This is a genomic window from Cryobacterium glaciale, assembly GCF_004402535.1.
Taxonomy (GTDB): domain Bacteria; phylum Actinomycetota; class Actinomycetes; order Actinomycetales; family Microbacteriaceae; genus Cryobacterium; species Cryobacterium glaciale.
This window is the reverse complement of record NZ_SOEY01000002.1, coordinates 161,214-187,968: the sequence shown is the minus strand read 5'-3', so window position 1 is coordinate 187,968 and position 26,755 is coordinate 161,214. Positions and strand designations below refer to the sequence as shown.

Below are 26,755 nucleotides of genomic sequence, written 5' to 3'. Positions count from 1 at the left end.
TGAGAGGTGTAACAGGTGGCCCGAAAAGTTGTCGACGAACCTAGTGAGGAAGTCGTCGCGAACGCACGAATTGCCCGCGAGTCCAATCGCGGTCCTTTCGCTCGGTTGAACCTGTTTATCAAGCAGGTCTTCGCCGAGCTGCGCAAGGTCGTCACCCCGACTCGCAAAGAGCTGCTGAGCTACACCGGTGTCGTGCTCGTGTTCGTGATCATCATGATGGGCATCGTGTCGGCTTTTGACTGGGTCTTCGGCCTCGCCGTTCTCTACGTGTTCGGAACGCCGGGCTAGAGAGCACCACCGGCATCCGCCTGGCGGAACGCCTGCATCACCGGCATGAATAAATGCCCAGACAACTTGCACAGGTAGAAAATATTAGGGATTGAGATTTTAGTGACTGAGACGAAGCACGACGATGTCGACTGGGCCACTGCTGCCGAGCAGTCCTCCGAGGAAGACGAGGCGCAGGAAGGCAACACCCTCGCCGCCGACGAAGACTCCGTAGAGGCCGCCGAGCAGGTGGCCTTGCACGTCATCGACGAGAACGATGACGTTGAGATCAACCTCGACGCTGCGCTCGATGCCCTCGCCGAGTCCGCCGATCCCGAAGCCGATGCCATCGTCGACGACGCCCTCGACATTGATTCGGCCGAAGAAGCCGACGCATCCGTCGAAGCCGTCGAAGACGAAGACGAGCTCGTCACCGCCGAGACCGCTGGCGAAGCGGATGCCGACACCGAGATCGACCCCTACGAAGCCTTCCGCAAGGAACTGCGTTTTCTGCCGGGCAAGTGGTACGTCATCCACTCCTACGCCGGTTTCGAGCGTCGCGTGAAGTCGAACCTTGAGAACCGCAAGCAGTCCATGGCGATGGAAGACTTCATCTACCAGTGCGAAGTTCCCATGGAAGACGTCGTCGAGATCAAGAACGGCCAACGCAAAATGGTCACCCGCGTGCGCATCCCCGGCTACGTGCTCGTGCGTATGGACCTCGACGAAGACAGCTGGTCGGTTGTTCGCCACACCCCCGGCGTGACCGGCTTCGTCGGCAACGCCCACAACCCCACCCCGCTGCGCTTCGAAGAGGCCTTCGGCATGCTCAAGGGACTCGTCGAAATCGTCGAAGCCCCGACCAAGGCCGGCGGCGCCGCCGGAAAGTCGGCGCAGCGCGTCATCGCAGCCGAGGTCGACTACGAAATCGGCGAGACCATCACGATCAAGGAAGGCTCGTTCGCGGGCCTGCCCGGTTCGATCAGCGAGATCAAGCCGGAGAGCGGCAAGCTCACCGTTCTCGTCTCCCTGTTCGAGCGTGAGACCCCGGTCGAGCTCAGCTTCGACCAGGTCACCAAGCTCTAACCCGACGCTCTTAAACCAGCACGACGGATGCCCCGCTAAGGGTCATCCACGCTGGTTCTCCCAAACCACCGGGGCCCATCCGGGCCACCGGGAGAGCGGCCCCCGGGCTGCTCGCACATCAATACGAAGGACAACACAATGGCACCGAAGAAGAAGGTTACAGGTCTGATCAAACTTCAGATCAAGGCCGGCGCAGCCAACCCCGCACCGCCCATCGGGCCGGCACTGGGTCAGCACGGCGTCAACATCATGGAATTCTGCAAGGCCTACAACGCAGCGACCGAAGCCCAGCGCGGCAACGTCATCCCGGTTGAGATCACCGTCTACGACGACCGTTCGTTCACGTTCATCCTGAAGACCCCGCCCGCAGCGGAGCTCATCAAGAAGGCCGCCGGCGTCGCCAAGGGCAGCGGAACCCCGCACACTGTCAAGGTTGCCAACCTCACCCAGGCCCAGGTCCGCGAGATCGCCGAAGCGAAGATGGTTGACCTCAACGCCAACGACATCGACGCCGCCGCGAAGATCATCGCCGGAACCGCCCGTTCCATGGGCATCACGGTTAGCGCCTAAGTACACCACCGCTTCGGCGCCACACGGCGCCTGTGCACCCTTAGCAATTAGTGGAAGAGCCTGCCAGGCTCGCACCACACTCTGAAGTACATACAGGAGATTCAACATGGCAACCAAGTCAAAGGCGTACCGCGCCTCCGCCGCCAAGATCGGCGAAGACAACGTCTTCACCCCCGCCGAGGCCGTAGCTCTCGCCAAGGAGACCGGCTCCGCGAAGTTCAACTCCACGGTCGAGGTCGCCCTCCGCCTCGGAGTCGACCCCCGCAAGGCCGACCAGATGGTTCGTGGAACCGTCATCCTTCCGCACGGCACCGGCCGCACCGCCCGCGTCATCGTCTTCGCAACCGGCCCCGCCGCCGAAGCCGCTATCGCAGCCGGCGCCGACGAGGTCGGTGGCGACGAGCTCATCGAGAAGGTAGCCGCCGGTTACACCTCGTTCGACTCCGCCGTCTCGACCCCCGAGCTCATGGGTAAGGTCGGTCGTCTCGGAAAGGTGCTCGGCCCGCGTGGCCTCATGCCCAACCCGAAGACCGGAACCGTGACGCCCGACGTCGCCAAGGCCGTGTCCGACATCAAGGGCGGAAAGATCGAATTCCGTGTCGACAAGCACTCCAACGTGCACTTCGTCGTTGGCAAGGCTTCCTTCTCCGTCGAGCAGCTGAACGAGAACATCTCCGCAGCGCTCGAAGAGGTTGTTCGCCTCAAGCCGAGCTCGTCCAAGGGCCGTTACATCACGAAGGGTGTCGTCTCGACCACCTTCGGTCCTGGCATCCAGCTCGATGTCAATAGCATCTAAGGCTCGAAGCATCTAAGCATCCGGTAGTGCATAAAGCAGGGCCCGTCCTCGGACGGGCCCTGCTTTTTTCCCGCTGGTCGAGGCGCGAGGTACGAGTGATCGAGACCCAGTGGGGTCTCGATCACTCCTTCGTCGCGCCTCGACCAGCGGGTTTCCCGGCTCTCCTGCACGCCGAGCCTGCCGAAACACGCACGGAGGCGGGACTCGACAGGCTCGAAAGTGGCAGCGGCCGGGTTACCCGATGCGGATCATCTTCTTGTTGACGAATTCGTCGGCGCCGAAATGGCCCAGTTCGCGCCCCGAGCCGGAACGCTTGACGCCACCGAAGGGCAGCTCGGCGCCGTCGGCACCGACCAAATTGATGAAGACCATACCGGCCTCAATGCCGTCGGCCACTCGCAGCGCCTGCTCTGGGTCGGTGGTGAAGACGTAGGAACCCAGTCCGAACGGGGTGTTGTTGGCCAGCGCGACTGCTGCGGCCTCGTCGGGGACGCTGAAGATCTGTGCGACCGGGCCGAAGAACTCTTCGTGGAAGGCATCGGAGCCGGGCACTACGTCGGTGAGCACGGTTCCGGCGAAGAAGTTGCCCTCAGAGGTTCCGCCCGTGACGAGGGTGGCACCCTGAGCCACAGCGCGCGCAACCTGCTCGGTGAGAGTTTCGGTGGCCTTCGCCGAGGAAAGCGGCCCGAGTCCGGTGCCGTCCTTGGTCGGGTCGCCCAGCTCGACGGCGGCGATTGCCGCGGTGAACTTATCGAGGAAAGGCTGGTACAGCTCCTCGATGACAATGAAACGCTTGGCAGCGTTGCAGGCCTGGCCGTTGTTGTCGAGGCGAGCAGCCACGGCGGCGCCGACGGTCTCATCCAGGTCGTCGGTGGACAGCAGGATGAACGGGTCTGAGCCGCCGAGCTCGAGCACGACCTTCTTCAAGTTGCGCCCGGCGATCTCAGCAATCGCCGCTCCAGCGCGTTCCGAACCGGTGAGCGAGACACCCTGAACGCGCTTGTCGGCGATGACCGTGGCGATCTGATCATGGGAAGCGTAGAGGTTCGTGTACGCCCCCTCGGGGAAACCGGCGTCGAGCATGATCTGCGCGATCGCGGCGGCCGATTCGGGGCACTGCTCGGCGTGCTTGAGCAGGATGGTGTTGCCGATGATCAGGTTCGGTCCGGCGAAACGGGCAACTTGGTAGTACGGGAAGTTCCACGGCATGATGCCGAGCAGCACGCCGAGCGAGCTGCGACGAATGAGCGCCGAACCCTCGCCGGCGAGCAGGTTGATGGCTTCGTCCTTCAGCAGGTCCGTCGCGTTGTCGGCGTAATATGCGTAGATGTCGGCGCTGAAGTCGACCTCGCCGAGGGCCTGCTCCATGGGCTTACCCATTTCGCGCACGATGATATCGGCAAGCTCCTGGCGACGCTCGAGGTGCAGTTCGGCCACGCGGCGCACGAGCGCTGCGCGCTCTTCGACGCTGATGGAGCGCGACCAGGTGTGGGCGTCGTCTGCGGCGGCGATCGCGGCGGTGAGCTCAGCATCCGAGATTGCGTCGTAGGTCTTGACTGTCTCCCCGGTGGCCGGGTTGATGACTGCGTAGCTGGTCATAAGCTTTATCCTTCACTGGTCGGGCACCCAAAAACCGGCGCCGATGCAAACTCTGGTTTGTCAAAGATATAGCACCGGATGATTAAAAACGAGGCAGCCGGTCCGGGCCAACGAGGACTCGAAACGGCAGACCGGAGCAGGCCATAGCGTTGCCGGAATGCGGGGTGAGCTGGCCTCCATGCGCCCAATCTACAAGGCCGGGCTGCCCGGCCGCCCGTTCTCGGCCGCGTACAACAGCTCTCGGGTGTACGGGTGTTTGGGGGAGTCGAAGAGGTCGGCGACGGACGCATACTCCACAATCCCGCCGGTGCGCACCACGGCAACCCGATGGCAGATGAGCGCTGCCACTCGCACCGAACGGGTGACGATGATCATGGTCATGGTGCGCTCGCGCTGTAACCGGCGCATCAGATCAAGAATCTCAGAGCTGTCCGATGCGGTCAGGGTGTCTGTCGGGTCGTCGGCCACGACCAGGTTCGGATTGCCGGCGAGGGCACCGGCAATCTGTACGCGCAACGCCAGCGTCGCGGACACATCGCGGGGAAACGAGGTGAACGCGTGTTCGGGGCGTTCGATGCCGGCCTGGCACAGCAGCTCGATCGAACGCTCATAGGCGGCCGGTTTCGACAGGCCGAGGGACGAACGCAGTGGTGTGGCCAGCTGGGATCCGACCGTCGCTGCGGGGTCCAGGTCAGCGAGCGGATCGCGCGACAGATACGCGATTCTCGGGTCGCGCAGCGGGTAGCGGGATCGCGGGGGTAGTCCGACCAGTTCCTCTCCGTTGAACAGGATCGACCCGGAGCGGATGCTGGCCGGCGTTGGCAGCACGCCGGCGATGCACTGGGCGACCTCGAGGGCCCCGGAGGAGGCATCACCGACCAGCCCGACTACCTCGCCACGGGTTATGGAGAGCGAGATGCCGTTGACCAGTCGGGGTGCGTCGGTGCGCGCTGTTTCCCCCACCTGGAGGCCCCGCACGTCGAGCAGCGCCGCCGAGCGAAACCAGTTCGACGGCATGGGTGCGGTCGTCTCGGCGGGAGTGGCAGGGTCAATGCGCTCGAGCGGCTCGATCATCGTTCCTTCCGCCGAGGGGATGCTGGCGCGCACGACGCGGTTGAGGCGACGGAACAGACGGCGAGCGTTACACATGGTCGGCTCGCATTTCAGTAGGTAGAGACGAGCGGCGACGCGTGGATAAGCCCGACCGACAATCTTTGGTGCGTGGTACCGCAAGAATGCCCCGAATCGAAGCAATGTCACGTGCTCACAATGTTACCGACAACTATTGCCGACAACGTACCGGTTTGTTTTTTCTGAAGTGGGTGCGCCACCATCCGTCTCGCAGCTTACCGAAAGTCAGTGCGGCGAGTGGGCCTCGAGGAACTCGTATACCTCGGTCTGGTCGACGCCGGGAAAAGTGCCGGTGGGTAGCGCGGCGAGCAGGCTCGTCGGGGTGCGAGCGGCCGGCCAGGACTGGCCGGCCCAGCGGCCGGCGAGGTTGTCCGGCGCACGGCGGCAGCATGACTCATCGGGGCAGAGCGACACGGCACGGTTCGGAGTCTCCCGGCCCCGGAACCACTTCACATGCGCGAACGGCACGCCCACGCTCACGGAATACTCGCCCTCCTTGGCTTTCTCAATGCGGGACGTGCACCAGAAGCTTCCGGATGGCATGTCCGTGTACTGGTACCAGGCGCTGAAGCGGTCTTCGACGTCGAACACGGTGCGGGCCGTCCAGCTGCGGCAGACCGTGGTGCCCTCCACCGCGCCGAGCGCGTCGCTGGGAAAACGTACGTTGTCGTTTTCGTAGGCCTTGATGATGGTGCCGGACTCGTGCACCTTCATGAAGTGCACGGGAATGTCCAGCCGGGCGGTGGCGAGGTTGGTGAAGCGGTGCGCTGCCGTCTCGTAGGAAACCGCGAAGGCATCGCGCAGGTCTTCCATGGAGATGCGACGAAGCGTTTTCGCCTCGGTCAACATGCGCACCGCGTCCCGCTCCGGCACCAGGATCGCGGCGGTGAGATAGTTGGTCTCGACCCGCTGGCGCAGAAATTCCGCGTAATTTTTCGGCTCTTCGTGTGCGCACAGGTGGCTCGCGAAGGCCTGCACGATCGGCGAGCGGGAGTCCCGCGATGCGGAACGCTCGGTCGGCAGGTAGATGCGCCCGTTGCGTTTGTCGGTGACCGACCGGGTGGAGTGCGGCAGGTCGTTCACGTAGTGCAACGAGAAACCGAGGTGGGTGGCCATGTCGGCAACGAGCTGCTGGGACACCGGACCGCCCGAGTGCCCGACCGCGGTGAGCAGTTCGAGGGCCTGCGCCTCCAACTCGGGAAAGTAGTTGTCCTGTTGACGCATGATCTGGCGCAGGGCGGAGTTGGCCCGACGGGCCTCTTCCGGGGTCGCTGCGCGCTCCCGGTTGAGGCGGTCGATTTCATTGTGCAGGCTCAGGATCGTCTGCAGGGTTTCGTCGCTCTGCCCCTTGCTCACCCGAATCCGGGGGAGTCCGAGAGCCTGGAACACCGGTCCGCGCTGGGCGCGCTCAACCGAGATTTCCAGGGCGGCGCGCTCGGAGGGGGCATCCGTTCGCATCAGTTCCTCGACGGTGGTGCCGAGGGCCAGGGCGATCGTGCGCAGCATCGACAGGCGTGGTTCACGTTTGCCGTTTTCCATCATCGACACCTGCGAGGGCGCGCGGTCAATCGCGGCGGCGAGGGCATCGAGCGTCATGCGTCGGCTCGTGCGTAGTTCTCGGATGCGACGGCCCAGTGTGAGGGCGTCGAGCTCGGGTTCATCAATGCTGAGGGAGGACAGTGCGGAGAGGGCTTCTGCGGGGACCATAGGTTCAGTGTCACACGTTTGAAAAGTTTCCACAATCAGAATAACTCGATTTCTTCTGCTCGTTGATTGTGGTTTCGCCCGGCCCGGACGGGGCAGAGTAGAGGCACAGGCAAGCACCGACTCTTGAATCGCGACCGCAAAACCCTCGCCCTCGTCGATTCGACCGAAGCAGAACAGTTCTATCCTCCCTCCGCCTGAGATCGGGTGAACCGCAGTCGCGGGTCGCCCCCTGTCGGTATCACCTACTTTCGCAAGGAGCCAGACCATGAACACCCCGAACCCGACGATCGACCAGACGGTCGCCTCCGAAACTGTGAAGACGAACACCGGCAGCTTCGCCACCATTCGCCCGCACCTCGAGGTCACCGGCCCGATCGGCGCCCGTTACGACGAGATCCTCACCCCCGAGGCCCTCGAATTTCTCGCCGAACTGCACGAGCGTTTCGCCGGTACCCGGCACGACCTGCTCGCTGCCCGGCTGCAGACTCGAGTGGATGCCGCGAATGGTCGCGATCCCAAGTTCCTGAGCGAAACCGAGAGCATCCGTCTCGATCCCACCTGGAGAGTTGCGGGAGCCGGACCCGGCCTGGAAGATCGCCGGGTCGAAATCACCGGTCCGACCGACCGCAAGATGGCCATCAATGCGCTGAACTCGAGCGCCAAGGTGTGGCTCGCCGACCAGGAAGACGCGACGAGTCCGACCTGGACCAACGTGATCGAGGGTCAGCTGACCCTATTCGACCAGGTTCGCGGCCAGCTCAGCTTCACGAGCCCCGAAGGCAAGAAGTACGAAATCACGAACGAGTCGACGCCGACGATCGTGATGCGTCCACGCGGCTGGCACCTCGTTGAAAAGCACATCACGTTCATCGACCGCGCCAACCGCCGTATGAAGTCCTCTGGCAGTCTCATCGACTTCGGCCTGTACTTCTTCCACAACGCCAGGAAGCTCATCGAGAACGGCACGGGTCCGTACTTCTACCTGGCCAAGCTGGAGAGCCACAAGGAAGCACGCCTCTGGAACGACATCTTCACCTACGCCGAAGAGCGTCTGGGCATCGACTACGGCACGGTGCGCGCCACCGTTCTGATCGAGACAATCCAAGCCGGCTTCGAGATGGAAGAAATCCTCTACGAACTGCGCGACCACTGCGCCGGCTTGAACGCCGGACGCTGGGACTACATCTTCAGCATCATCAAGACGTTCCGTGCCCGCGGCAGCCGTTTCGTGTTCCCGGACCGCAAGCAGATCACCATGACGGTGCCGTTCATGCGGGCCTACACCGAGCTGCTCGTCTCCACCTGTCACCGTCGCGGAGCGTTCGCCATCGGCGGCATGAGCGCCTTCATCCCGAACCGCCGCGACCCGGCGGTCACCGAGCAGGCGCTCGCCCAGGTTGCCGCCGACAAGAAGCGTGAGGCCACCGACGGCTTCGACGGTTCCTGGGTGGCGCACCCCGACCTGATCCCGACCGCCCAGGCCGAGTTCGACGCTGTGCTCGGCGACCGGCCGAACCAACTCGAACGCACCCGCCCCGAAGTGAGCGTAAGCGCTGCCGAGCTGCTCGACGTCGCTTCGGTCGGGGGCCAGATCACCGAGGCCGGTGTGCGCGGCAACGTGCTCATCTCGCTGCGATACATCGAGTCCTGGCTGCGCGGCGTGGGCGCGGCGGCCATCGACAACCTGATGGAAGATGCCGCGACCGCGGAGATCTCCCGTTCGCAGCTCTGGCAGTGGATCCACGAGAACTCGGTCACCGCCGAGGGTCGCCGGATCGACTCCGACTGGGTCGAAGAGGTGCTCGATGAGATCGTCGACGGCCTCGAGCGCACGCCCACCGACCGCTTCGACGACGCCCTCACCGTGCTGCGTACCTCGGCTCTCGAACCCGAGTTTCCGACGTTCCTCACGGTCGGAGCGTATGCTCGTTTCTTCTAAGTAATTTCCGCAGGTAGTACTGCGGGTTCGCTAAAGCGGGCAAATGGCTGTTTTGCACCCCGGCATCATCACAGGGGCGCAGGTGGCTGTTTGCCCGTTTTTTCGTTGGGCCCGCTTGTCTTTTTCAGGCGCTCGGGTTCTTGACCCGCTCGTAGGCGGCGAGGGCAGCGCGACGCGTTTCGCCGAGGTCCACGAGCGGAGCGGGGTAGGCATCCGTGCCGAATTCGGGGATGTTCTCCCGAATGTACTGCTGGTGGGGGTCGAACTTGGCCGCCTGCAGGTCGGGATTGAAAATGCGAAAGTAGGGCGCGGCATCCGCCCCTGAACCGGCCACCCATTGCCAGCCGAACGGGTTGCTCGCGGCATCGGCATCGACCAGGGTGTCCCAGAACCAGCGCTCGCCCACGCGCCAGTCGACCAGCATATTCTTGATCAGGAATGATGCCGTCACCATGCGTACCCGATTGTGCATACTTCCGGTGCGCCACAGTTCGCGCATGCCGGCATCGACGAGGGCAAAGCCGGTGCGACCCTGCTGCCAGGCGGTCAGGGCCTCCCGGTCGAGCGGTGGCCATGGGAAAGCGTCGAAGGCACTGCGCAAATTCCTGGTCGCGAGATCGGGGGCGTTGAAGAGCACATGGTACGCAAATTCCCGCCAACCAACCTCCGTGAGAAACCGGGCCGCGCTGGCGAGGGCCGGTCCGGTCAGGCCGCGCTGGGCCTCCTGGGTCGCCGACCACACCTGGTAGGGACTGATCTCGCCCCAGCGCAGGTGCGGAGAGAGGCGTGAGGTCGCGTTCTGGGCTGGTTGGTCCCGGTCGCTGCCATAGCGCGGCAAGGACTCGGCCAGAAAGGCGTCGAGCAGGGCATGAGCGGATGCCTCACCCGGCGCCCACGCGGCGCGCAGCCCGCCCGCCCAGTCCGGGCTCGATGGTTCGAGGCCCCAGGTATCGAGGTCGTCGGAGCTGAAGGAATCCGCATCGAGGACACCCTCCCAGCCCGAAATGGATCGCGGCTCCGGATGGGGGGCGCGTGGCGGTGCGCCGGCGGTGCAGGCCCGCCAGAACGGGGTGAACACGGAGTAGGAGCCGCCCTGCCCGGTCTGAATCGTCCACGGTTCGAACAGGAGCGAACCGGCAAAGCTGCGGGCGTCGACTCCGCTGGCCCGCAGGTCGCTCTTGATCGCGGTGTCGAGCGTGCGCTCGGCCAAGCCGTAGCGGCGGTTCCAGAATACGGCGGAGGCATGCGTTTCTTGCGCGATCGACGCGATGATCGGTCCGGCCGCACCGCGGCGCAGGGTCAGTCGTGCGCCGAGAGCCTCGATGGACGCCGCGAGGGAGCGCAGGCTCTGGTGCAGCCACCAGCGAGCCGCGCCGCCGAGCGGGCGCACGCCGGAAGACTGTTCGTCGAGCACGTAGACGGCCACGATCGGCTGCCCGAGCTCGAGGGCTGCGTGCAGGGCGGGGTGGTCGGCGATCCGCAGGTCGTCGCGAAACCACACGATGGCCGGGCGGGCGTGCTCGACCGAACGATCGGCGGGCGTGTCGGCGGAACTCACAGTCATGCTGTCTCCTCGTGAAACTCCAGTCTGGACCATGCCACGGTCCAGACCAATTCGGAGGTAGAACGGTCTGTCTTAGCTCTCGCCCGAGTGGTTGGCCGAGCATGGCAGAGTGCGAATTTAGTTGATTTCCGCCGGTTCTGCCCTGTAAAACGCAGATTTTCCTGTGGCTTGCCACTAATTCGGTGTTGGATGCAACATTTCCCCAAACCCCATTCTGGGGGTTTCCGTGGGACAGACAAAGCTGTCTGTCCCACCTAGTGTGTGAACCACTCGCCCCTGAATCGATCTCGTCGAAAGGTTTCTCCTATGAACAAGCTTCTCGTTAGCGCTATCGCCGGCGCCGCCGGACTGACCCTGCTGCTCGGCGGTGCGGGAACGTTCGCGCTGTGGAACTCCAGCGCCACGCTGCCCGGCGGAACGATCACCGCCGGCACCCTGCTCGTGTCCGACAGTGCGCCCACCAACGGTGTCTGGAAGAGCAATACCACCGTGATCACCCTGAGTAACTACCGAATCGTGCCCGGTGATACCCTCACCTACACCAAGACGGTGGACATCACGGCGACCGGTGACAACCTGGTCGCGACCCTGGCCGTTGACCCGGCCACGATCGCTCCGACGAGCGCGGCTAACAATGCCGACGTGCGGCTCGCGGCGTACATCACCAAGAACGCCGTGCTGGCGATTACGGGAGCGGGCATCACCGGGACCAGCCCGACCTTCACGATCACCCCGACCGCCGCCGGAGTATCGGCCCGCACGGCCACCGTTACCGTCACCCTGGTGTTCCCCAAGAACGCGACGGCGGGATTCGAGAATGACGCCAAGCTCGGTTCGGTCAACCTCGGCGCTCTCGCCGTGACGCTGCTGCAGGCCGCCTAACAGCTCAGGCTGCGACCAACAGCTCAGGCTGCGATGCCGTTCCCGGCGTGCCCGTCACCCGACGATGGGCACACCGGGCGGTGCGTTCCTGTCCGTTCCTCAGAAACCAGAAACCAGAAAGCTCGGTGATCGCATGCAGACACCTCGTGGATCTTCGGTCCCTGCGCCGATCGAGCGTGCACGCCGCCGTGCCGTGCCGCCCCCGCGGCTGCGCGTGCGCTCCCTGGCGCTGGCCGCGGCATCCGCTTTTCTCGCGGTCATTCTGGCCACGACCGCTGCCGGGGGCACCTATGCGCTGTTGAACTCAAGCGCTGCGACCCCCTCGAGCACGATGACCTCCGGAACCGCCACGATGACGGTGTCGCCTCTGGCGCTGCCCGCCGTCGCCCTGTACCCCGGACTGGTGATCGCCGCTCCAGTCACCGTCACGAATACCGGTGACGTGCCCTTGTCGGTCACCGTCTCTTCCTTGATCGCTCCGACGGTCACCTCAAACCTTTCCGGCTCGCTCGTCATCGGTCTCGTTGCCGTGGCGAACGCTGCCGCCTGCACGAGTGGCGTCAGCCCCACCTGGACCGGTACCTTTGCCGCTGCCCCGCCGGGGGCTGTCGGCGCGCCCCTCGCCCAGGCGCAGTCACAAACGCTCTGCGTGTCGGTTGCGCTCGCCGTGAATGCCCCGGACTCGAGCCAGACCTCGTCAGCGGCGAACTTTTCCGTCGTACTCACTGGCGGGCAGGCCTGAATCATGACGCGCACACAACGCATTCACGCGCAGCAGCACCGCACCGCTGCGCTGCTCGGCACGGTGCTCTTTCTCGTGCTCGCTGCCTCGGGGGCGGCCCACGCCGCCTGGACTACCGCGGCGGTTCAGGCGACCGGCTCGGTGACCTCCACCAGCGTGACCATCGGGCAATCCGGCTTCGACCAGCTGAAATTCGACTACACGTCGACCGCCCTGGTGACGACGAAACCGATCACGCTCACCAACGGTGCCGTGCCGTCCTCGTACACACTGACACTCGTTGCCACGACGTCGACGCCCGCAGCCCTGGCGGGAGCGATCACCGTGACGACCTGGCCGGTTGCTGCCGACGTCAACTGCACGCCGGGCACGGCGCTGCCCGGAAACCAGACGGTGCGCACCTGGTCGAGCGGAACTACGCTGAACGGACCGCTCGCTGCGAGTGCGTCCATTGTGTACTGCGTGCGCACGTCGATGTCAGCACCGATTCCGGCGGCCTACATTGGCGGCCAGGTGGCGGCTCGGCTCGACCTGAGCGCAGTGGCCGGCACGAACTGGAAGACCGCGATCGCCTCGGTCACCGTCGTTCAGGCCGTGACGGACTCGACACCGCCGACCGCGCCGACCAACCTGAACGCCACCTCGACAACGGATGCCTCCGCCAGCCTCAGCTGGACGGCCGCAACCGACAATGTCGGAGTGGTCTCGTATCGGGTCTATCGGGACGGGGCACTGATGCGTTCGGGCATCACCGGTACGACCTTCACCGATACCGGCCTCAATGTCGGCACGACCTATACCTATACCGTTGACGCGCTCGATGCCGCCGGTAACTCATCGGCCAAGTCCTCGGCCGCCACGGCGACGACCAGCCAATCCCCGTCATCAAACGGCTGGTACCGCGTGAAGAGCGGTGGAATGTGCGTCACCGGTTCCACCAGTGCGAACGCAGCCGTGACCGTGCAAGCGTGCAATGACACCCTCGCCACCCAGCTCTGGCACTATGACCCGATCAACCTGAGCGACTACGTAATCAACTCCCAGGCAGCGACAGGGCTGGCCTGGCAGCGCACGAGTTCCGGCGCCGTGGTCGTGGCGACACGCAACACGAGTGACTCCAGCCAGCAGTGGGGCGGCACGATGTCAGGCAACGGTTTGTACCAGTTCACGATGCAGGTGAACAGGAGCAGGACGGAATGCATCGCGGTACCGAGCTACACCGCCGGAACGGCGCTGCAGCTGCAGGGCTGTGCCGCGGTCAGCACCCAGCAGTTCACCCTGACGGCGGCAAACTGATGGCCCGCGTGGCTACGCCGGCCAGGCCCCACGGCCTGCGGCATGCTCTGGGCGTTGCTGTCAGCGGGGCGCTCCTCCTGCTCGTGCTGGCGCTCTTCGCCCTGCTGGTCGTCGTGCCCAAGGTCATGGGAGCGACCCCGCTGACCGTGCTGACGAGCTCGATGGAGCCCCGGCTTCCGCCGGGCACTCTGATCGTGGTCGGCCCGATCAACACCGATGACCTGGTGATCGGTGACGTCGCCACCTATCAAATCCGTTCCGGCCAGCCGGAAGTGGTCACCCACCGCATCATCGCGATCAGTTCCTCGACCGACGGCAGCCGGAGTTTCCAATTTCAGGGCGACAACAACAGCCTGCCCGACCCCGAACTCGTGCAGTCGGCCCAGATTCAGGGGCGGCTTTGGTACGCCGTACCATGGATCGGCTTTGCCAACAATTTCGTCAACGGAGCGAGCCGGGCCCTGATCGTTCCGGCCATCGCCGTGGCGCTCCTGGGGTATTCCATCGTGATGCTTGCGGGCGGCATCCGTGTCGCCCGCAAGCCCACTCCCGACCGGTCGGATCCACTCCTCATGCGCGCACTATTCGCGAAAGTCGGTGATCACCGAACATGCGATTGAATCACAGCGCGCCCGGGGTCGCCGATCCCACCGGTCGGGCGGGACGAACGCGGGGAGCCACGCTGAGCGGGGCGGCCGCAGCTTTGCTCCTGGCCTTCCTTCCTGTTGTCGGCGGGGCAGGCGCCCCGGCTTCCGCCCGCCCAATGTCGGCGCGTCCGGTGTCGAGCGTGGCTCTCGGTGTTGTGGTCACCGCGGTACAGACCGATAGTGGCGCGGTCGGCGACGTGCAGGTCAGCTCCGATGGCGTGCAGTTCGCGACGGGCCTGCCGTCGGGGCTGTTTGATTCCTACGGGGCGCTGATTCCGAACGGTTCGATGCGGGCGTCCCTGTGGATCCGCAACCCGAGCGACCAGCCCGCGGTCGTGCGGGTGAGTCTGCGCAGCGGGGCGGGGGCAACCGCCGGGCTGAATGACTACCTGACCCTGCGCGTCAGCACTCTCGCTGACCCCAGCGTGCCGGCTGTTTCGGTAGCGGGCGACGCGGAATGTGCGGTGCTCGCACCGGTCCAATCGCTCGCTGCGGGCGCGACGCTGCGAGCCGACCTCACGATTGGCATGATGGACGTGACCGGGCTGACCGCCCAAAACGAGAGCGCCGACCTCGGCATCGTCATCGCCCTGCGCGATGCGGTGGCCGGGCCGTTTTCGCACTCTGCCTGCGACGATGACGGCTTGCTCGTAACCGTGTTGGGTGTCTCCCCGGCGGCACCAGCGGCCCTGCCCGGCACCGGCACCGACCTACCCGTCCCTGCCCTCCTCGGGGGTGGTCTGCTGCTCGGCCTCGGGGCTGTGTTGGTCAGGCGTAGACGACCTGACCGGTCGGAGCCCTGAGCCGAAACGGCCGATAACCCCGTGCTGCACGCCGAAAACGGCAGCGGATGCCTCCTACGAGACGCGCAGTACGATCTTGCCGCGGGTATGACCCTCTTCGATCAGCCGATGGGCGGCCGCGCCGTCGGCGAGTTCGAACACCGCGTCGACGTGCACTCGAACGGTGCCCGCATCGAGCAGAGCCGAAATCTCGTCGAGGGCGCGCGCGTCGGCGGATACCTTGAAACCGGTCGCGCGGCGGCCAGCGGCTGCGGCATCCGCTGCCATGGTCGGCCAGCTGCCGGTCGGTGCGTTCACGAGCACCCCACCGGGTCGTAGCACGGCGAGGGAGCGGGTGCCGGTGTTGTCGTGCACGTTGCCGATGAGGTCGATGACCGAGTCGAGGTCGTGCGCCACGTCTTCGAAGCGGGTGGTGGTGTAGTCGATGACCTCATCAGCGCCGAGCTCGCGCAGAAAGTCCAGGTTGCGGGTTGATCCGGTGGCGGTCACGTGGGCACCCAGAACGCGCGCGAACTGCACCGCGAAGTGGCCGACGCCGCCGCTGGCAGCGTGCACGAGCATGCGCACCCCCGGGGCTGCCCCACCCAATTTGACCATGCCCCAGGCCGTGAGGGCCGCGATCGGAACGGCGGCGGCTTCGGTGTGGCTGAGGCGGGCCGGCTTGCGGGCGACGCTCATGCCTGACACCGAGACGTATTCGGCGAAGCTGCCATCCGTGCGCGGCACTCGGGCCATGCCGTAGACCGCGTCGCCGGGCTGCAGCGGTGAGGCCTCGAACGCCGCGCGCACGACGACGCCGCTAAAATCGTTGCCCAGAATGGCCGGATAGCTCGAGATCGCGGCTGCGACTCCCCAGCCAGCGCGGGTCTTGGCATCGATCGGGTTGAGGCCAGCGGCGATGACCTTCACGAGTACCTCGTCGGAGACCTGCCGGGGCAGCGGTCGCTCGGCCAGGTGCAACACCTCGGGAGCGCCGGTCTCATCGATGACGAGGGCGCGCATGGTCTTTGGTAGTTCGAAGTCAGGAGCCATGCCCCCCATTCTGCTGCATCCCCTGTGCCTGCATTGCGGACGGGGCCCCGTCCGCAAAAGGAGGGAGCTAGCGGCGAGCCTGCTGGTCGAGGTTGTCGATCAGGGCGTTGGCCAGGCCGACCAGAATCGCAATCTGGTCTTCGTCGCGCTCGATCCAGCGAAACTCGGGCACGGGCGCAACCGGAACGAAATCGAGGTGTTCCTCCCAGACCAACAGTGTGCGGTCGGCGCCGAGCACATACTGCTGCCACCACACCTGCCGCAGATAGCTGCGAGGAATGCTGCGCCACGGCTTGCTCGTGGTCTTGATCTCAGCCAGGTGCAGGTCGCCGCCGGCCACAACGCCGACACCGTCGGGTGTCGCCAGATGCCGCGGATGCCCGAGCGACCGAAACAGGTTCGTGCTCGCCTTGATGCCGTAATTCTCCAACACCCACGCGGCGATGACCGGTTCCCGGGCCCGACCATGGTCGGTGTAGCTGTTGCCGGAGAAACTCGTACCGTGCATTTTATCCCGCGCGGCATTGACGATGGATTTCGGGGTGGACAGCTTCGCGACATCCGTTGCCGTGATGCCCTGGTTTCGCGCCCGAAGCCACGCCACCCGGTCGGTGGAGTCGGCGACGATGCGCAGTGTGTGCGGCGCCGGCAGGGAAACGGATGCCGACGACTGGTCCAGGTCGAAGAGGGACAGCGTGGAATTCGGCACTCCTCTATTGTGTGCCCGCGCGCCCGACCAGCGCGCCACCGCCACGGGGTGCCGCCCGATTGCTCGGCGCCGAGCGGGCCTGCCTGGCCGAGGCACGCATACGCTCATCTGAGAATCGTTATCGCGAAGAGACTTGAGTTCGCTAGCGTGGGGGCACGGCTACCAATCGGGGGATCAATGATGTCACAGGTCGCACACTCAGCTCGCACACTGCGATCAGCCGCGCTCGCCGGGCTGGTCACACTGACCGTGCTGCTGAGCGGATGCGCCGGTCTGCCCGGCTACCCCGCCGCCACCGACACCCCGGTCGCGCAGCTCGTCGCCGGCGTCGACTGCCAGGCGCCCAACCTCAATAACAACGGGATGGTCTTTCCGGACGGCGTTTCGGCCCAGACCGATCTGACCGCCACACATCCGGACGCCCCTGCACCAGGCATGGTTCCAACCGGTTTCGAACCGGTCGCGGCCCATCGCTGCACCTTTTACGGCAGCGTCGACGACGCAGAGGGCCGCTGGTCGGCCGTAACGGTCGAGACCCGCACGGGCGACTTCAACGCGCTGCTCGCGGCGCTCGCCGAACCCAACGACCAGCCCGGACTCAATCAGGCCTGCACCGCCGACATGGAGATCGTGCCGGAACTCTGGCTCGAAGACGCCGCGGGCGAAGCGCTGCGGGCAGCCTGGCCGCGCACGGCCTGCGGCAAGACCAAGCCGGCGACCGCGAAAGCGCTCGAATTGCTCGAGCTGACCGACTCGACGGTGCTGCCGCTCGTGCTGCAGATCGGTCGCGAGGCCCTCGACGCCGGCTGCGCCATGAGCACGAGCACGCCCGAGCTGTCGCTGCTGTTCGGTGTCGCGAGCCTGCAGACCGATTCCGGCGAGGTTGGCGAGGACCTGCAGCCGATACCCGTTTCCCCGGTGGAGATCCCGTCGTATGCCGGCGTCGACGGCGCGAGCGTCTGCTTCTACACGGTCGATCCGGCCGCCGAACCCGAACCCAACGACGGCATCGACGAGATGCTGGGCGGCATGATGAGCCTGCAGTTCGGCACCTTCGACAGCGCGACCACCCTGGCAGCGGATGCCGCAGCGCTGCTTCCCGCCGCAGCATCCGCTCTGCAGGCACCGACGTGCACCACCGACCCCACCCGGTTCGCGGTGCTCTGGCCGGAGCGCGCCGGTTCCCGGCTTGACACCGCGATCCTGGTCGAACTCGACGGCTGCCAGCGACTGGTCCTGCCTGGCCGCCACGCGCTCGTGCCGGCGCCGGCGCTCCTTGCCACACTGACCGCCTAGCTGCGCCACAGGATTCCGAGGGTGCACTCATAGCTCGTTCATAGACAACTGCCGGATACTCATCACAATGAGCAGACGTGAGAGCACCCACACCGGCCACGGTCCGCGGCTGACCAAAGCTGATGGCAGCGCCATCCGGGTGCTGGTCGTTGACGACGAACCCACTCTCACCGACCTGCTCTCGATGGCCCTGCGCTACGAAGGCTGGGAGGTGCGCACCGCCGGCGAGGGCCGCCAAGCGCTCACGATCGCCCGCGAGTTCCGCCCGGACGCCATCGTGCTCGACATCATGCTGCCCGACATCGACGGCCTGCAGGTGCTGCAGCGGGTGCGCGCCGACGGCTACGAAACTCCCGTGCTCTTTCTCACCGCCAAGGACTCGCTCGACGACCGCATCGCGGGGCTCACCGCCGGCGGCGACGACTATGTCACCAAACCGTTCAGCCTCGAAGAGGTCGTCGCCCGGCTGCGCGGCCTCATTCGCCGCTCCACCCTCGCCGTGGCCGACTCGACCGACCCGCGCATCACCGTCGGCGATCTTACCCTCGACGAAGATAGCTACGAGGTCTTTCGCGATGGTTCGGCCATTGAACTGACCGCGACCGAGTTCGAACTGCTGCGTTTTCTCATGCGCAACCCGCGCCGGGTGCTCAGCAAGGCGCAGATTCTCGACCGGGTCTGGAGCTACGACTTCGGCGGCAAGTCGAGCGTCGTCGAAATCTACATCTCCTACCTGCGCAAGAAGATCGATGCCGGTCGCGAGCCGATGATCCACACGGTGCGCGGCGCCGGCTATATGCTCAAGACCGCCTGATGCCACGGCTTCGACTTAAACGGATGCCGCGCCGCCGTCAACCCCGCGCGCCCTGGACCCTGCAGCGGCGCCTCGTGCTCACCGTCGTCGCGCTGCTCGCGCTCGTGAGCATCACGATCGGGGCGGTGAGCGTCGTCATTCTGCGCGCCTCCCTGATCGACCGCCTCGACGTGCAACTCGCCTCGGCCGTGGAGCGCTCCGGCGCGGTGCTTGGCATCGGCGACAATGACGGCGACCGCTTCGGCGATATCCCCGGAAATACCTTCTTCGGTACGCCCACGGCCGACAGCATTCTCGGCGGCCCCGCCCAGCCGCCCGGCCTGCTCGCCCTGGTCTATGACGGATCAAGCATCACGACCGGCTATACCGACGACCAGAGCGGTGCCATCGAACAACTCTCCAGCGATCAGGTGCAGCTGCTTGCCGACCAGGTGAACCAGTCGGCCGCCGTCACGGTCAATCTCGGTGGGGAACTCGGTGAGTACCGCGTGCAGGTGCAAACCTCGCGCACCGGTATCGTCTACCTGGTCGGGCTGCCCTTGTCCGGCGTCGCGGCTACAGCAGCACAGCTGGCTCTGATCATCACGCTCGTCTCGCTCGCCGGGCTCGTCGTCGTCGCCATCATTGCCGCCTGGGTCGTGCGGCTGGCCTTGCGCCCGCTGCAACGCGTGACCGCGACCGCCACCCGGGTAGCACAACTGCCCCTGGACCGCGGCGAGGTCTCGCTCGATGACCGGGTTCCGACCGGCGACACCGATCCGCGCACCGAGGTGGGCCGGGTCGGCGCCGCCCTCAACCGCATGCTCGACCACGTCGACCTCGCCCTGGAGGCGCGGCAGGCCAGCGAACGCAAGGTGCGCCAGTTCGTCGCCGATGCCAGTCACGAATTGCGCACCCCGCTCGCCTCGATTCGTGGCTATTCCGAGCTGACCCGTCGCAGTGGCCAGCAGTTGCCACCCGACGCGATCCACGCACTCGGGCGGATCGAATCCGAGTCGGTGCGCATGACCGGCCTGGTTGAAGACCTGCTGCTGCTCGCCCGGCTCGACGAAGGCCGCGAACTCGAACGGCAACCGGTGGACCTCACCATGCTGCTCGTCGACGCGGTGAGCGACGCCCACGCGGCCGGCCCTGATCATGTCTGGAATCTCGAGCTGCCGGATGAACCGATCGAGGCGATCGGCGACGAACCGCGCCTGCGTCAGGTCGTCACGAACCTGCTCGCCAACGCGCGCGTGCACACGGATGCCGGCAGTGAAGTCGTCGTCGCGTTGACGGCCGTCGGCGACCGGGCCGTCATAACGGTCACCGACAACGGACCGGGCATTCCCGAGTCCCTCGCCGATACCCTGTTTGAACGATTCGCCCGCGGCGACAGCTCACGCTTTCGCGGAACCGGCAGCACGGGCCTCGGCCTGGCGATCGTGGCCGCGGTCGTCGCCGCGCACCACGGCGAGGTCACCGTCGACAGCGAGCCCGGCCACACCCGGTTTCGGGTCGAGCTGCCGATCGCCACGGACCAGGTGTAACGGCCAGGACGTCGCGCCCGACCGGGTGAAACTCGGGCCGTTTCATTCATCGAGCCGTGAGTTCTGGTCGCCGAGCCGTGAGTCTCGACCCGATTGAAACGGGCAAAGTCAAGCGGTCAGGGCAACGCGGGGGGATTGAAGTTGTGGCCCTAATCGGGTTCGTTCAGCCGTTCCAGCAGCATGGCGAACTGGTCCAGCTCAGCGGGAGTCCAGCGGCTGAGCCGCCGGTGCACGAGGGCCGTGTGATTGCGGCGCACCTCGGCGAGTTTCTCTTCCGCGAGGGCAGTCAGGGCCAGAACTCGGGCGCGGCCGTCGAGCGGGTCGACCCGAGTCGTCACCAGCCCGAGCGTACAGAGCAGCTTCGTTTGGCGGCTGATCATGCTGCGATCCACCGCGAGCACGTCGGCGACAACGCCGGCATGCGTTTCGCCGCGTCGGGCGAGTACACGTAACAGCGCCAGCCCGAACGGCTCCAGGGTCGGGTCGATCACGGCCGCGGTCGAACGCGTGCTGGCCCGAATGTTTGCCGCCAGCATCGCCATCTGAGCCTCCACCCTGGCCAGCTCGGGGCTGTCGCCGTCCAACGCGAGCGGCTCCGTGTTCTCGCTCACGGCGTAGGCTCCGGCGCCGGTACCAGGTTCGTATCGCGGGCCCGGTCAATGCCGGTCTCCGTGCCGAGCGCATGATTCGGCAGCATCGACACCGTGACCAGGGTCACGAGGGCCAGTGGTGCGCTCACTAAGAAGATCGTGCCGACACCGGAACCGTAGGCCGTCTCCACGATGATGCGCAGCAGGTCGGGCAGCAGGTTCACCTGCGGGATGACGCCGTCGCCGAGCAGGCGACCGGCATCCGCTTGATTGGCCGGGCTGAGGGCGGCGACGCGGCTCGTGATCTGCGCAGCGACGACGCTGCCGAGAATGGAGCCCATCACCGAGACGCCGACCGCCCCGCCGAGGCTGCGAAAGAACGTCACTGAGCTCGTGGCAACGCCGAGGTGCCGCACCTCGATGGTGTTCTGCACAACCAGAACGAGGTTCTGCATGACCATGCCAACGCCGGCGCCGAGGATGAACATATAGACGCCGACGAAGACGAGGCTGGTATTCACGTCGAGGGTGCCAAGCAGAGTGGTTCCGGCCAGCATGAGTACAGAGCCGGAGACCATGATCGACTTCCAGGTTCCGCGCCGACTGATCACCGTGCCGAACAGGGTCGACGAGATGAGCAGGCCGCCCATCATCGGAATCGTGAGCAGACCCGACTGGGTGGGCGTCGCGCCACGGGCGAGCTGCATGTACTGGCTGAGGTAGACCGAGGTGCCGAACAGCGAGACACCCACCGCGAGGCTCGCAACGGTCGAGAGGCTGAAGGTGTGGTTGCGAAACAAGCTGAGCGGAATGATCGGTTCCGGCGCACGAAACTCCACGATGATCGCCACGACGAGCAGAACGACGGCGCCGATCACCATGGCCCACGAAGTCAGTGAGAGCCACTCGAACTGTGATCCGGCCAGCGTCACCCAGATCAGGAGGAGCGAAACACCACTCGTGATGAGCGCGGCGCCGAGGTAGTCAATGCGCACGACCCGTTTCACGCGGGGCGGCAGGTGCAGGGTGCGCTGCAGGAGGACGATCGCGACGATCGTCACCGGGAGGGCGATGAAGAAATTCCAGCGCCAGCCGAAGGCATCCGTCACGACGCCGCCGAGCAGCGGGCCGCCGATGGTGCCGAGCGCCATGACCGCGCCGAACAGGCCGGCGTAGCGGCCGCGCTCGCGCGGGCTGATGATATCGGCCATGATGATCTGGCTGAGAGCCACCAGACCGCCGGCGCCGAGACCCTGTAGTACGCGGAAGGCGATGAGCGTGCCGGCATCCTGCGAGAAGCCGGCGAGCGCGCTGCCGATCACGAACACGCCGAGGGCCAGCTGAATGAGCAGCTTGCGGTTGAACAGGTCGGCGAATTTGCCCCAGATCGGCGTGCTGACCGTCGTGGCCAGCAGGGTTGCCGTGACCACCCAGGTATAGGCGGACTGCGAACCCTTGAGATCACTGAGGATGAGCGGCAGCGAGGTGCTCACGACGGTGTTGGCCAGAATCGACACGAACATGCCCAGCAGCAGACCCGAGAGCGCTTCGAGCACCTGACGATGCGTCATGGAGCCCTCTTTGATCGGTTCCCGAGGGGTGCGGCTGGCGCGGCTCATGCGACTCCTCAAATGATTGACAACTATCAACGATATATAAGTAGTTGATGGATGTCAATCATCTTTCCAGCGGATGCCACCGCCCCCGATTTGCACGCGCCCGACCCGTGCCGTACAGTGAACCTCAGCCACAGACCGCCGGTTGCTGCGCTATGTCGAGAGACAGAAGCGCGGACGAAGGTTCATTCACGTGAACGGCCCGCGCAGGTGTTCGAAGTTCAGTTACAGTCTTTTGGATTGTTCCCCAAGCTCCGGCGCCCTGCGCTGGAGCTTTTTTCATGTCTGCGCCCCGGGCTACCCGGCACATGATTATTAATGAGGAGCACCATGGCGAACAAGGAAGCAACGGTCGCCGAGCTTACGGAGAAATTCGAAAGCTCGACCGCCGTTCTGCTCACCGAGTACCGCGGTCTCACTGTTGCGCAGCTCAAGAGCCTGCGTAAGTCCATCAGTGAGGACGCCACGTACGCCGTGGTAAAGAACACGCTCACCAAGATTGCGGCCAACAAGGCCGGCATCACCTCGTTCGACGAGGAACTTGTCGGTCCGTCCGCTATCGCCTTCGTACACGGAGACCCCGTCGCCGTCGCGAAGACCCTGCGTGCCTTTACCAAGGCAAACCCTCTCCTGGTGGTAAAGGGCGGTTACTTTGACGGTAACCCGCTCACCGCAGCGGAGGTTGGCAAGCTTGCCGACCTCGAGTCCCGCGAGGTGCTGCTGGCCAAGCTGGCCGGCGCCTTCAAGGCATCGCTGTTCGGAGCCGCTTATCTCTTCCAGGCACCGCTGTCGAAGGCTGTTCGCACCATCGACGCGCTGCGTGAGAAGCAGGAGTCCGCGAACTAGGCACCTGCCTCGTTCACGGTTCACGAATTTTTAGAAACTATTAGGAGTACATCATGGCAAAGCTTTCCACTGAAGACCTGCTTGAGCAGTTCAAGGGCCTGACCCTCATCGAGCTCTCTGAGTTCGTCAAGGCGTTCGAGGAGACCTTCGAGGTCACCGCAGCCGCTCCCGTCGCCGCTGCCGGAGCCGCTGGCCCCGCCGCTGCTGCTGAAGAGGTCGAAGAGCAGACCGCGTTCGACGTGATCCTTGACGCCGTCGGCGACAAGAAGATCCAGGTCATCAAGGTTGTGCGCGAGCTCACCAGCCTGGGCCTCGGCGAGGCCAAGGCCGTTGTCGATGGCGCACCGAAGGCCGTCCTCGAGGGCGTTGCCAAGGACGCTGCCGAGAAGGCCAAGGCTTCCCTCGAAGAGGCCGGCGCAACCGTCACCCTCAAGTAGTCATTCCCCGCAAGGGGATCTGATTGAGGCGTAGCCGACGGGCCTTCGGGCCAGTTGGGTGCAAGGGCGTCGTTTCCGAAAGGAGACGGCGCCCTTTGTGTTGTCAGGTGCCCCGGACCCGCGGGGCACTCGTGCTCGAACGAATGATCAGGCTGGTCGGCAGCACCGTTGATTCTCCCGTGCCGCTGCGGGACGCGAGTTCGGCGACGAGGGTGCGCACGGCGAGTTCACCCTGGGCGCGCGGATGCTGCGCGAGGGTGGTGAGGCGAAACATCTCGGCGTGCGGATGGCCGTCGATGCCAATCACGCTCAGCTCGGTGGGTACCCGGATGCCCAGCTCGCGGGCGGCCAGGATGAGTCCGAAGGCGATCTCATCACTCGCCGCGAAGATCGCGGTCGGACGGCGGCGAGGATCTCCGAGAAGGGCCAACCCGCGCTCGTAACCACCCGGCATGGTGAATTCTGCCGAGTAGAAGCATCCGCTCACCGACAGCCCTGCGGCCAGCATTGCCGCCTGGAAACCGCGCAGGCGATTGCTGTGCACGTGAAAGTCCATCTCGTCGACCTGGCTGCCTCCGACATGCACGATGTCGCGATGCCCGAGACTGAGCAGGTGTTCGGTGGCCAGACGAGCGGCCGCAACGTCGTCGATCTCGATCGTGGGTACACCGCGAATGGGACCGCCGACGCCGACGAGCGGCCGACCGAGTCGGTGCAGGTGGTCTACTTCCTGCTCGCTCAGTGCCACACCGACCGAGATGATGCCGTCGAAGCGTTTTCGGGCCAGGAAGAATTCGAAGACCCGGTCCCGTTCGGGGGAGGCCGGCGGCAGGTTGTACAGGGTCATATCGTAGCCCTGCTCGAGCAGCGCGAATTCCAGGCTTTCGAGCACTTCGCCGAAGAACCACCGGCTGATGAACGGAATGATCACTCCAACGCTTTGCGTGCGTCCGGTCACCAGACTCGCCGCGTTGGGCGAGGCAACGTATCCGATTTCGCGTGCAGCGGCGATGACTTTGTCTCGGGTCTCCGTGGAGACGTAGCCGCGACCGCTCAGCGCGCGGCTGGCCGTGGCCTTCGCCACCCCGGCGAGGCGTGCGACATCCGCGATTGCACTCATTCGGCCTCCATCCATGGGGACTGCGCCCTCACCCTAGCGCGAACTGGGCCAGCATGGAACCGGTTCCATGAAAGCTTTTGATTATCGGTCGCGATCGTCGATAGGGTTTTGCACCCACCGGAGAGTTTGGCCATATCTTTGCCATTCCGTTACATTCTCGGCCTTGCATTCCCTAATCGGGTGTCATACCTTATGATCTGGAACCGGTTCCCGACTTCCGCATGGACCACTGCTGCTGATCACGAACACTCAATGAGGAGATAAAAGATGCGGTCTTACCTGCACCGTCGTATCACCACTCCGATCGCCATCGCGGCGATCGCCGGCATTACCCTCGCCGGCTGCTCCGGCGGCCCCGGTAGCACCGACACCGAGGCCGGCGCCGCGGGCGATGGGTCGGTCAGCGTCTACAGCGGAATCTCCGGCACGGAGGCCGAACTGCTTGAGGAGTCCTGGGCCGCCTGGGAGGAGGAGAACGGCATTGAAATCAAGTTCGAATCTTCCAAGGAGTTCGAGGCGCAGATCGCGATCCGGGCGCAGGGTGGAAACGCCCCCGACCTGGCAATCATCCCGCAGCCGGGCCTCTTTGCCGACCTGGCCAGCCGAGGCTTTCTCAAGCCAGCCCCCACGGCCGTCGAAGACAACGTCGATGAATACTGGTCCGCGGACTGGAAGGCCTACGGCACGGTAGACGACGTGTTCTACGGCGCCCCGCTGATGGCCAGCCTGAAGGGCTTCATCTGGTACTCCCCGTCCAAGTTCGCCGAGTGGGGTGTCGAGGTCCCCCAGACGTGGGACGAGCTCCTCGCGGTTACCAAGACCATCCAGGAGAAGACGGGAACGGCCCCGTGGTGCGCCGGATTCTCGTCGGGCGACGCCACCGGTTGGCCGGGAACAGACTGGGTCGAAGACCTCGTTCTGCGACAGGCCGGCCCGGAAGTCTATGACCAGTGGGTCGCCAACGAGGTTCCTTTCACCGATCCACGCATCCAGGAGGCCTTTGACGCTGTCGGCGAGATTCTGCTGAACCCCTCCTACGTGAACGCCACCTTTGGCGACGTGAAGTCGATCAACAGCATCCCGTTCGGTGACGTTGCAACTCCGATCGCTGATGGAACGTGCGCACTGCATCACCAGGCGTCCTTCTTCGACGGTTTCATCGTGGATGCCGGCGGAGAGGTAGGCCCGGACGCCGACGTGTGGGCCTTCGTCACCCCGTCGATTGAAGAGGGCGGCCAGGCGGTAACCGGTGGCGGCGAGTTCGTCGGAGCGTTCGCCGATGACGCCGATACCCAGAAGGTCCAGGCGTACCTCTCGAGCCCGGAATGGGCGAACAGTCGGGTCGCCCTCGGTGGCGTCCTCAGCGCAAACTCCGGGCTGGACCCGGAGAATGCGACGAGTCCGATCCTTCAGGAATCGATCAAGATCCTGCAGGACCCGGACACGACCTTCCGTTTCGACGGTTCGGACCTCATGCCTGGAACGGTGGGGGCGGGAACCTTCTGGAAGGGAATTGTGTCCTGGATCAACGGCACCCCGACGGCCGACGTGCTGACCAGCATTGAGGCCGGCTGGCCCTCGGAATAGTCACATATCCCAGAGTGGGTCGTCCGCACGAAAATGCGGGCGGCCCACGCTCTTGCCGGTGTACTGTGTGCCTACAAATCACCGACGTTGAGCCGTTCCGTGTCACCGAGAAGCGGGCGGTCGCCCAGAGTCCACCGTTGAACTCGAAAG

25 protein-coding genes are annotated in these 26,755 nt (G+C 65.1%); 16 read left to right on the top strand and 9 right to left on the bottom strand.

The features are described 5' to 3' along the window. The first annotated feature begins 15 nt into the window (after positions 1–15). From secE to rplA, 4 genes are all read left to right on the top strand, one after another. Positions 16–288: a preprotein translocase subunit SecE gene (gene secE / locus E3O06_RS01095; RefSeq protein WP_092106331.1), complete on the top strand. Its 273-nt coding sequence runs from the start codon at positions 16–18 to the stop codon at positions 286–288. A 102-nt stretch (positions 289–390) separates the two neighbouring features. Then, a complete protein-coding gene (nusG, locus tag E3O06_RS01090; RefSeq protein ID WP_134501181.1) occupies positions 391–1,353 on the top strand; it encodes a transcription termination/antitermination protein NusG in 963 nt (320 codons plus the stop codon). 138 nt (positions 1,354–1,491) lie between these two features. Further along, positions 1,492–1,923, top strand: a complete 432-nt coding sequence (rplK, locus tag E3O06_RS01085) for a 50S ribosomal protein L11 (RefSeq protein ID WP_092106326.1) — start codon at positions 1,492–1,494, stop codon at positions 1,921–1,923. A 106-nt stretch (positions 1,924–2,029) separates the two neighbouring features. Further along, positions 2,030–2,719 (top strand): 50S ribosomal protein L1, encoded by a 690-nt coding sequence (gene rplA / locus E3O06_RS01080; protein WP_104192468.1) that lies wholly within the window; start codon positions 2,030–2,032, stop codon positions 2,717–2,719. Positions 2,720–2,953: 234 nt separating this feature from the next. Here the strand turns inward: rplA and E3O06_RS01075 are convergent, their stop codons facing one another. From E3O06_RS01075 to E3O06_RS01065, 3 genes are all read right to left on the bottom strand, one after another. Next, positions 2,954–4,318 carry an NAD-dependent succinate-semialdehyde dehydrogenase gene (locus E3O06_RS01075; RefSeq protein ID WP_134501180.1) on the bottom strand — a complete coding sequence of 455 codons (1,365 nt, stop codon included), beginning with the start codon at positions 4,316–4,318 and terminating at the stop codon, positions 2,954–2,956. Between the two features lie 189 nt (positions 4,319–4,507). Then, on the bottom strand, positions 4,508–5,467 hold the full coding sequence (locus E3O06_RS01070) for an ATP-binding cassette domain-containing protein (protein WP_134501179.1): 960 nt from the start codon (positions 5,465–5,467) through the stop codon (positions 4,508–4,510). A gap of 207 nt (positions 5,468–5,674) precedes the next feature. Next, positions 5,675–7,156 carry a helix-turn-helix transcriptional regulator gene (locus E3O06_RS01065; RefSeq protein ID WP_134501178.1) on the bottom strand — a complete coding sequence of 494 codons (1,482 nt, stop codon included), beginning with the start codon at positions 7,154–7,156 and terminating at the stop codon, positions 5,675–5,677. Positions 7,157–7,421: 265 nt separating this feature from the next. Here E3O06_RS01065 and aceB point away from each other — a divergent pair, with 265 nt between their 5' ends. Further along, positions 7,422–9,095 carry a malate synthase A gene (gene aceB, locus E3O06_RS01060; RefSeq protein ID WP_134501177.1) on the top strand — a complete coding sequence of 558 codons (1,674 nt, stop codon included), beginning with the start codon at positions 7,422–7,424 and terminating at the stop codon, positions 9,093–9,095. 124 nt (positions 9,096–9,219) lie between these two features. On the opposite strand, the gene E3O06_RS01055 is transcribed toward aceB, so the two are convergent. Continuing rightward, entirely contained in the window at positions 9,220–10,659 is a 1,440-nt protein-coding gene (locus tag E3O06_RS01055; protein WP_134501176.1) for a cryptochrome/photolyase family protein, read from the bottom strand. Between the two features lie 306 nt (positions 10,660–10,965). Here E3O06_RS01055 and E3O06_RS01050 point away from each other — a divergent pair, with 306 nt between their 5' ends. From E3O06_RS01050 to E3O06_RS01030, 5 genes are all read left to right on the top strand, one after another. Next, entirely contained in the window at positions 10,966–11,541 is a 576-nt protein-coding gene (locus E3O06_RS01050) for an alternate-type signal peptide domain-containing protein (RefSeq protein WP_134501175.1), read from the top strand. A 133-nt stretch (positions 11,542–11,674) separates the two neighbouring features. Beyond that, a complete protein-coding gene (locus tag E3O06_RS01045; protein ID WP_134501174.1) occupies positions 11,675–12,283 on the top strand; it encodes a hypothetical protein in 609 nt (202 codons plus the stop codon). Between the two features lie 3 nt (positions 12,284–12,286). Beyond that, positions 12,287–13,579: a ricin-type beta-trefoil lectin domain protein gene (locus E3O06_RS01040; protein WP_134501173.1), complete on the top strand. Its 1,293-nt coding sequence runs from the start codon at positions 12,287–12,289 to the stop codon at positions 13,577–13,579. After that, positions 13,579–14,199 (top strand): signal peptidase I, encoded by a 621-nt coding sequence (locus E3O06_RS01035; RefSeq protein ID WP_134501172.1) that lies wholly within the window; start codon positions 13,579–13,581, stop codon positions 14,197–14,199. Before E3O06_RS01040 ends, E3O06_RS01035 begins: the two co-directional genes overlap by 1 nt. Further along, the gene (locus E3O06_RS01030) at positions 14,190–15,029 is read left to right on the top strand and encodes an LPXTG cell wall anchor domain-containing protein (protein WP_134501171.1); all 840 of its coding nucleotides are present in this window, start codon (positions 14,190–14,192) and stop codon (positions 15,027–15,029) included. Before E3O06_RS01035 ends, E3O06_RS01030 begins: the two co-directional genes overlap by 10 nt. A 54-nt stretch (positions 15,030–15,083) precedes the next feature. Here the strand turns inward: E3O06_RS01030 and E3O06_RS01025 are convergent, their stop codons facing one another. Beyond that, on the bottom strand, positions 15,084–16,061 hold the full coding sequence (locus E3O06_RS01025) for an NADP-dependent oxidoreductase (protein ID WP_241979787.1): 978 nt from the start codon (positions 16,059–16,061) through the stop codon (positions 15,084–15,086). Between the two features lie 67 nt (positions 16,062–16,128). Next, a complete protein-coding gene (locus tag E3O06_RS01020) occupies positions 16,129–16,740 on the bottom strand; it encodes a YqaJ viral recombinase family protein (RefSeq protein WP_241979799.1) in 612 nt (203 codons plus the stop codon). A gap of 210 nt (positions 16,741–16,950) precedes the next feature. On the opposite strand from E3O06_RS01020, the gene E3O06_RS01015 reads away from it, so the two are divergent. The 3 genes from E3O06_RS01015 (at position 16,951) to E3O06_RS01005 (ending at position 20,409) form a co-directional block, all read left to right on the top strand. After that, positions 16,951–18,066 (top strand): hypothetical protein, encoded by a 1,116-nt coding sequence (locus E3O06_RS01015; protein WP_134501169.1) that lies wholly within the window; start codon positions 16,951–16,953, stop codon positions 18,064–18,066. Between the two features lie 67 nt (positions 18,067–18,133). Then, positions 18,134–18,880: a response regulator transcription factor gene (locus E3O06_RS01010; RefSeq protein WP_166788049.1), complete on the top strand. Its 747-nt coding sequence runs from the start codon at positions 18,134–18,136 to the stop codon at positions 18,878–18,880. Between the two features lie 23 nt (positions 18,881–18,903). Beyond that, positions 18,904–20,409, top strand: a complete 1,506-nt coding sequence (locus E3O06_RS01005) for a sensor histidine kinase (RefSeq protein WP_134501236.1) — start codon at positions 18,904–18,906, stop codon at positions 20,407–20,409. Positions 20,410–20,558: 149 nt separating this feature from the next. Here E3O06_RS01005 and E3O06_RS01000 read toward each other — a convergent pair whose 3' ends face one another. Then, positions 20,559–21,020, bottom strand: a complete 462-nt coding sequence (locus tag E3O06_RS01000) for a MarR family winged helix-turn-helix transcriptional regulator (RefSeq protein ID WP_134501167.1) — start codon at positions 21,018–21,020, stop codon at positions 20,559–20,561. Next, complete coding sequence (locus E3O06_RS00995) at positions 21,017–22,570, bottom strand: MDR family MFS transporter (RefSeq protein WP_338144778.1); 1,554 nt, start codon at positions 22,568–22,570, stop codon at positions 21,017–21,019. Before E3O06_RS00995 ends, E3O06_RS01000 begins: the two co-directional genes overlap by 4 nt. A gap of 375 nt (positions 22,571–22,945) precedes the next feature. Between E3O06_RS00995 and rplJ the strand changes: the two genes are divergently transcribed. Together rplJ and rplL are read left to right on the top strand one after the other, a co-directional pair. Then, positions 22,946–23,461 (top strand): 50S ribosomal protein L10, encoded by a 516-nt coding sequence (gene rplJ / locus E3O06_RS00990; protein WP_092340410.1) that lies wholly within the window; start codon positions 22,946–22,948, stop codon positions 23,459–23,461. 53 nt (positions 23,462–23,514) lie between these two features. After that, complete coding sequence (rplL, locus tag E3O06_RS00985; protein WP_092340409.1) at positions 23,515–23,898, top strand: 50S ribosomal protein L7/L12; 384 nt, start codon at positions 23,515–23,517, stop codon at positions 23,896–23,898. A 103-nt stretch (positions 23,899–24,001) separates the two neighbouring features. Here rplL and E3O06_RS00980 read toward each other — a convergent pair whose 3' ends face one another. Next, complete coding sequence (locus E3O06_RS00980; RefSeq protein ID WP_134501165.1) at positions 24,002–25,018, bottom strand: LacI family DNA-binding transcriptional regulator; 1,017 nt, start codon at positions 25,016–25,018, stop codon at positions 24,002–24,004. Between the two features lie 267 nt (positions 25,019–25,285). Here E3O06_RS00980 and E3O06_RS00975 point away from each other — a divergent pair, with 267 nt between their 5' ends. Continuing rightward, positions 25,286–26,605, top strand: coding sequence for an ABC transporter substrate-binding protein (locus E3O06_RS00975; protein WP_134501164.1), 1,320 nt, complete (start codon positions 25,286–25,288; stop codon positions 26,603–26,605). Positions 26,606–26,755 lie beyond the last annotated feature (150 nt).

Coding starts and splice junctions, on each gene's coding strand:
- rplK (WP_092106326.1), top strand. CDS start 1,492: ATGGCACCGAAGAAGAAGGTTACAGGTCTGATCAAACTTCAGATCAAG.
- rplA (WP_104192468.1), top strand. CDS start 2,030: ATGGCAACCAAGTCAAAGGCGTACCGCGCCTCCGCCGCCAAGATCGGC.
- E3O06_RS01075 (WP_134501180.1), bottom strand. CDS start 4,318: ATGACCAGCTACGCAGTCATCAACCCGGCCACCGGGGAGACAGTCAAG.
- E3O06_RS01070 (WP_134501179.1), bottom strand. CDS start 5,467: ATGTGTAACGCTCGCCGTCTGTTCCGTCGCCTCAACCGCGTCGTGCGC.
- E3O06_RS01065 (WP_134501178.1), bottom strand. CDS start 7,156: ATGGTCCCCGCAGAAGCCCTCTCCGCACTGTCCTCCCTCAGCATTGAT.
- aceB (WP_134501177.1), top strand. CDS start 7,422: ATGAACACCCCGAACCCGACGATCGACCAGACGGTCGCCTCCGAAACT.
- E3O06_RS01055 (WP_134501176.1), bottom strand. CDS start 10,659: ATGACTGTGAGTTCCGCCGACACGCCCGCCGATCGTTCGGTCGAGCAC.
- E3O06_RS01050 (WP_134501175.1), top strand. CDS start 10,966: ATGAACAAGCTTCTCGTTAGCGCTATCGCCGGCGCCGCCGGACTGACC.
- E3O06_RS01045 (WP_134501174.1), top strand. CDS start 11,675: ATGCAGACACCTCGTGGATCTTCGGTCCCTGCGCCGATCGAGCGTGCA.
- E3O06_RS01040 (WP_134501173.1), top strand. CDS start 12,287: ATGACGCGCACACAACGCATTCACGCGCAGCAGCACCGCACCGCTGCG.
- E3O06_RS01035 (WP_134501172.1), top strand. CDS start 13,579: ATGGCCCGCGTGGCTACGCCGGCCAGGCCCCACGGCCTGCGGCATGCT.
- E3O06_RS01030 (WP_134501171.1), top strand. CDS start 14,190: ATGCGATTGAATCACAGCGCGCCCGGGGTCGCCGATCCCACCGGTCGG.
- E3O06_RS01025 (WP_241979787.1), bottom strand. CDS start 16,061: ATGGCTCCTGACTTCGAACTACCAAAGACCATGCGCGCCCTCGTCATC.
- E3O06_RS01015 (WP_134501169.1), top strand. CDS start 16,951: ATGTCACAGGTCGCACACTCAGCTCGCACACTGCGATCAGCCGCGCTC.
- E3O06_RS01010 (WP_166788049.1), top strand. CDS start 18,134: ATGAGCAGACGTGAGAGCACCCACACCGGCCACGGTCCGCGGCTGACC.
- E3O06_RS01005 (WP_134501236.1), top strand. CDS start 18,904: ATGCCGCGCCGCCGTCAACCCCGCGCGCCCTGGACCCTGCAGCGGCGC.
- E3O06_RS00995 (WP_338144778.1), bottom strand. CDS start 22,570: ATGACGCATCGTCAGGTGCTCGAAGCGCTCTCGGGTCTGCTGCTGGGC.
- rplJ (WP_092340410.1), top strand. CDS start 22,946: ATGGCGAACAAGGAAGCAACGGTCGCCGAGCTTACGGAGAAATTCGAA.
- rplL (WP_092340409.1), top strand. CDS start 23,515: ATGGCAAAGCTTTCCACTGAAGACCTGCTTGAGCAGTTCAAGGGCCTG.
- E3O06_RS00980 (WP_134501165.1), bottom strand. CDS start 25,018: ATGAGTGCAATCGCGGATGTCGCACGCCTCGCCGGGGTGGCGAAGGCC.
- E3O06_RS00975 (WP_134501164.1), top strand. CDS start 25,286: ATGCGGTCTTACCTGCACCGTCGTATCACCACTCCGATCGCCATCGCG.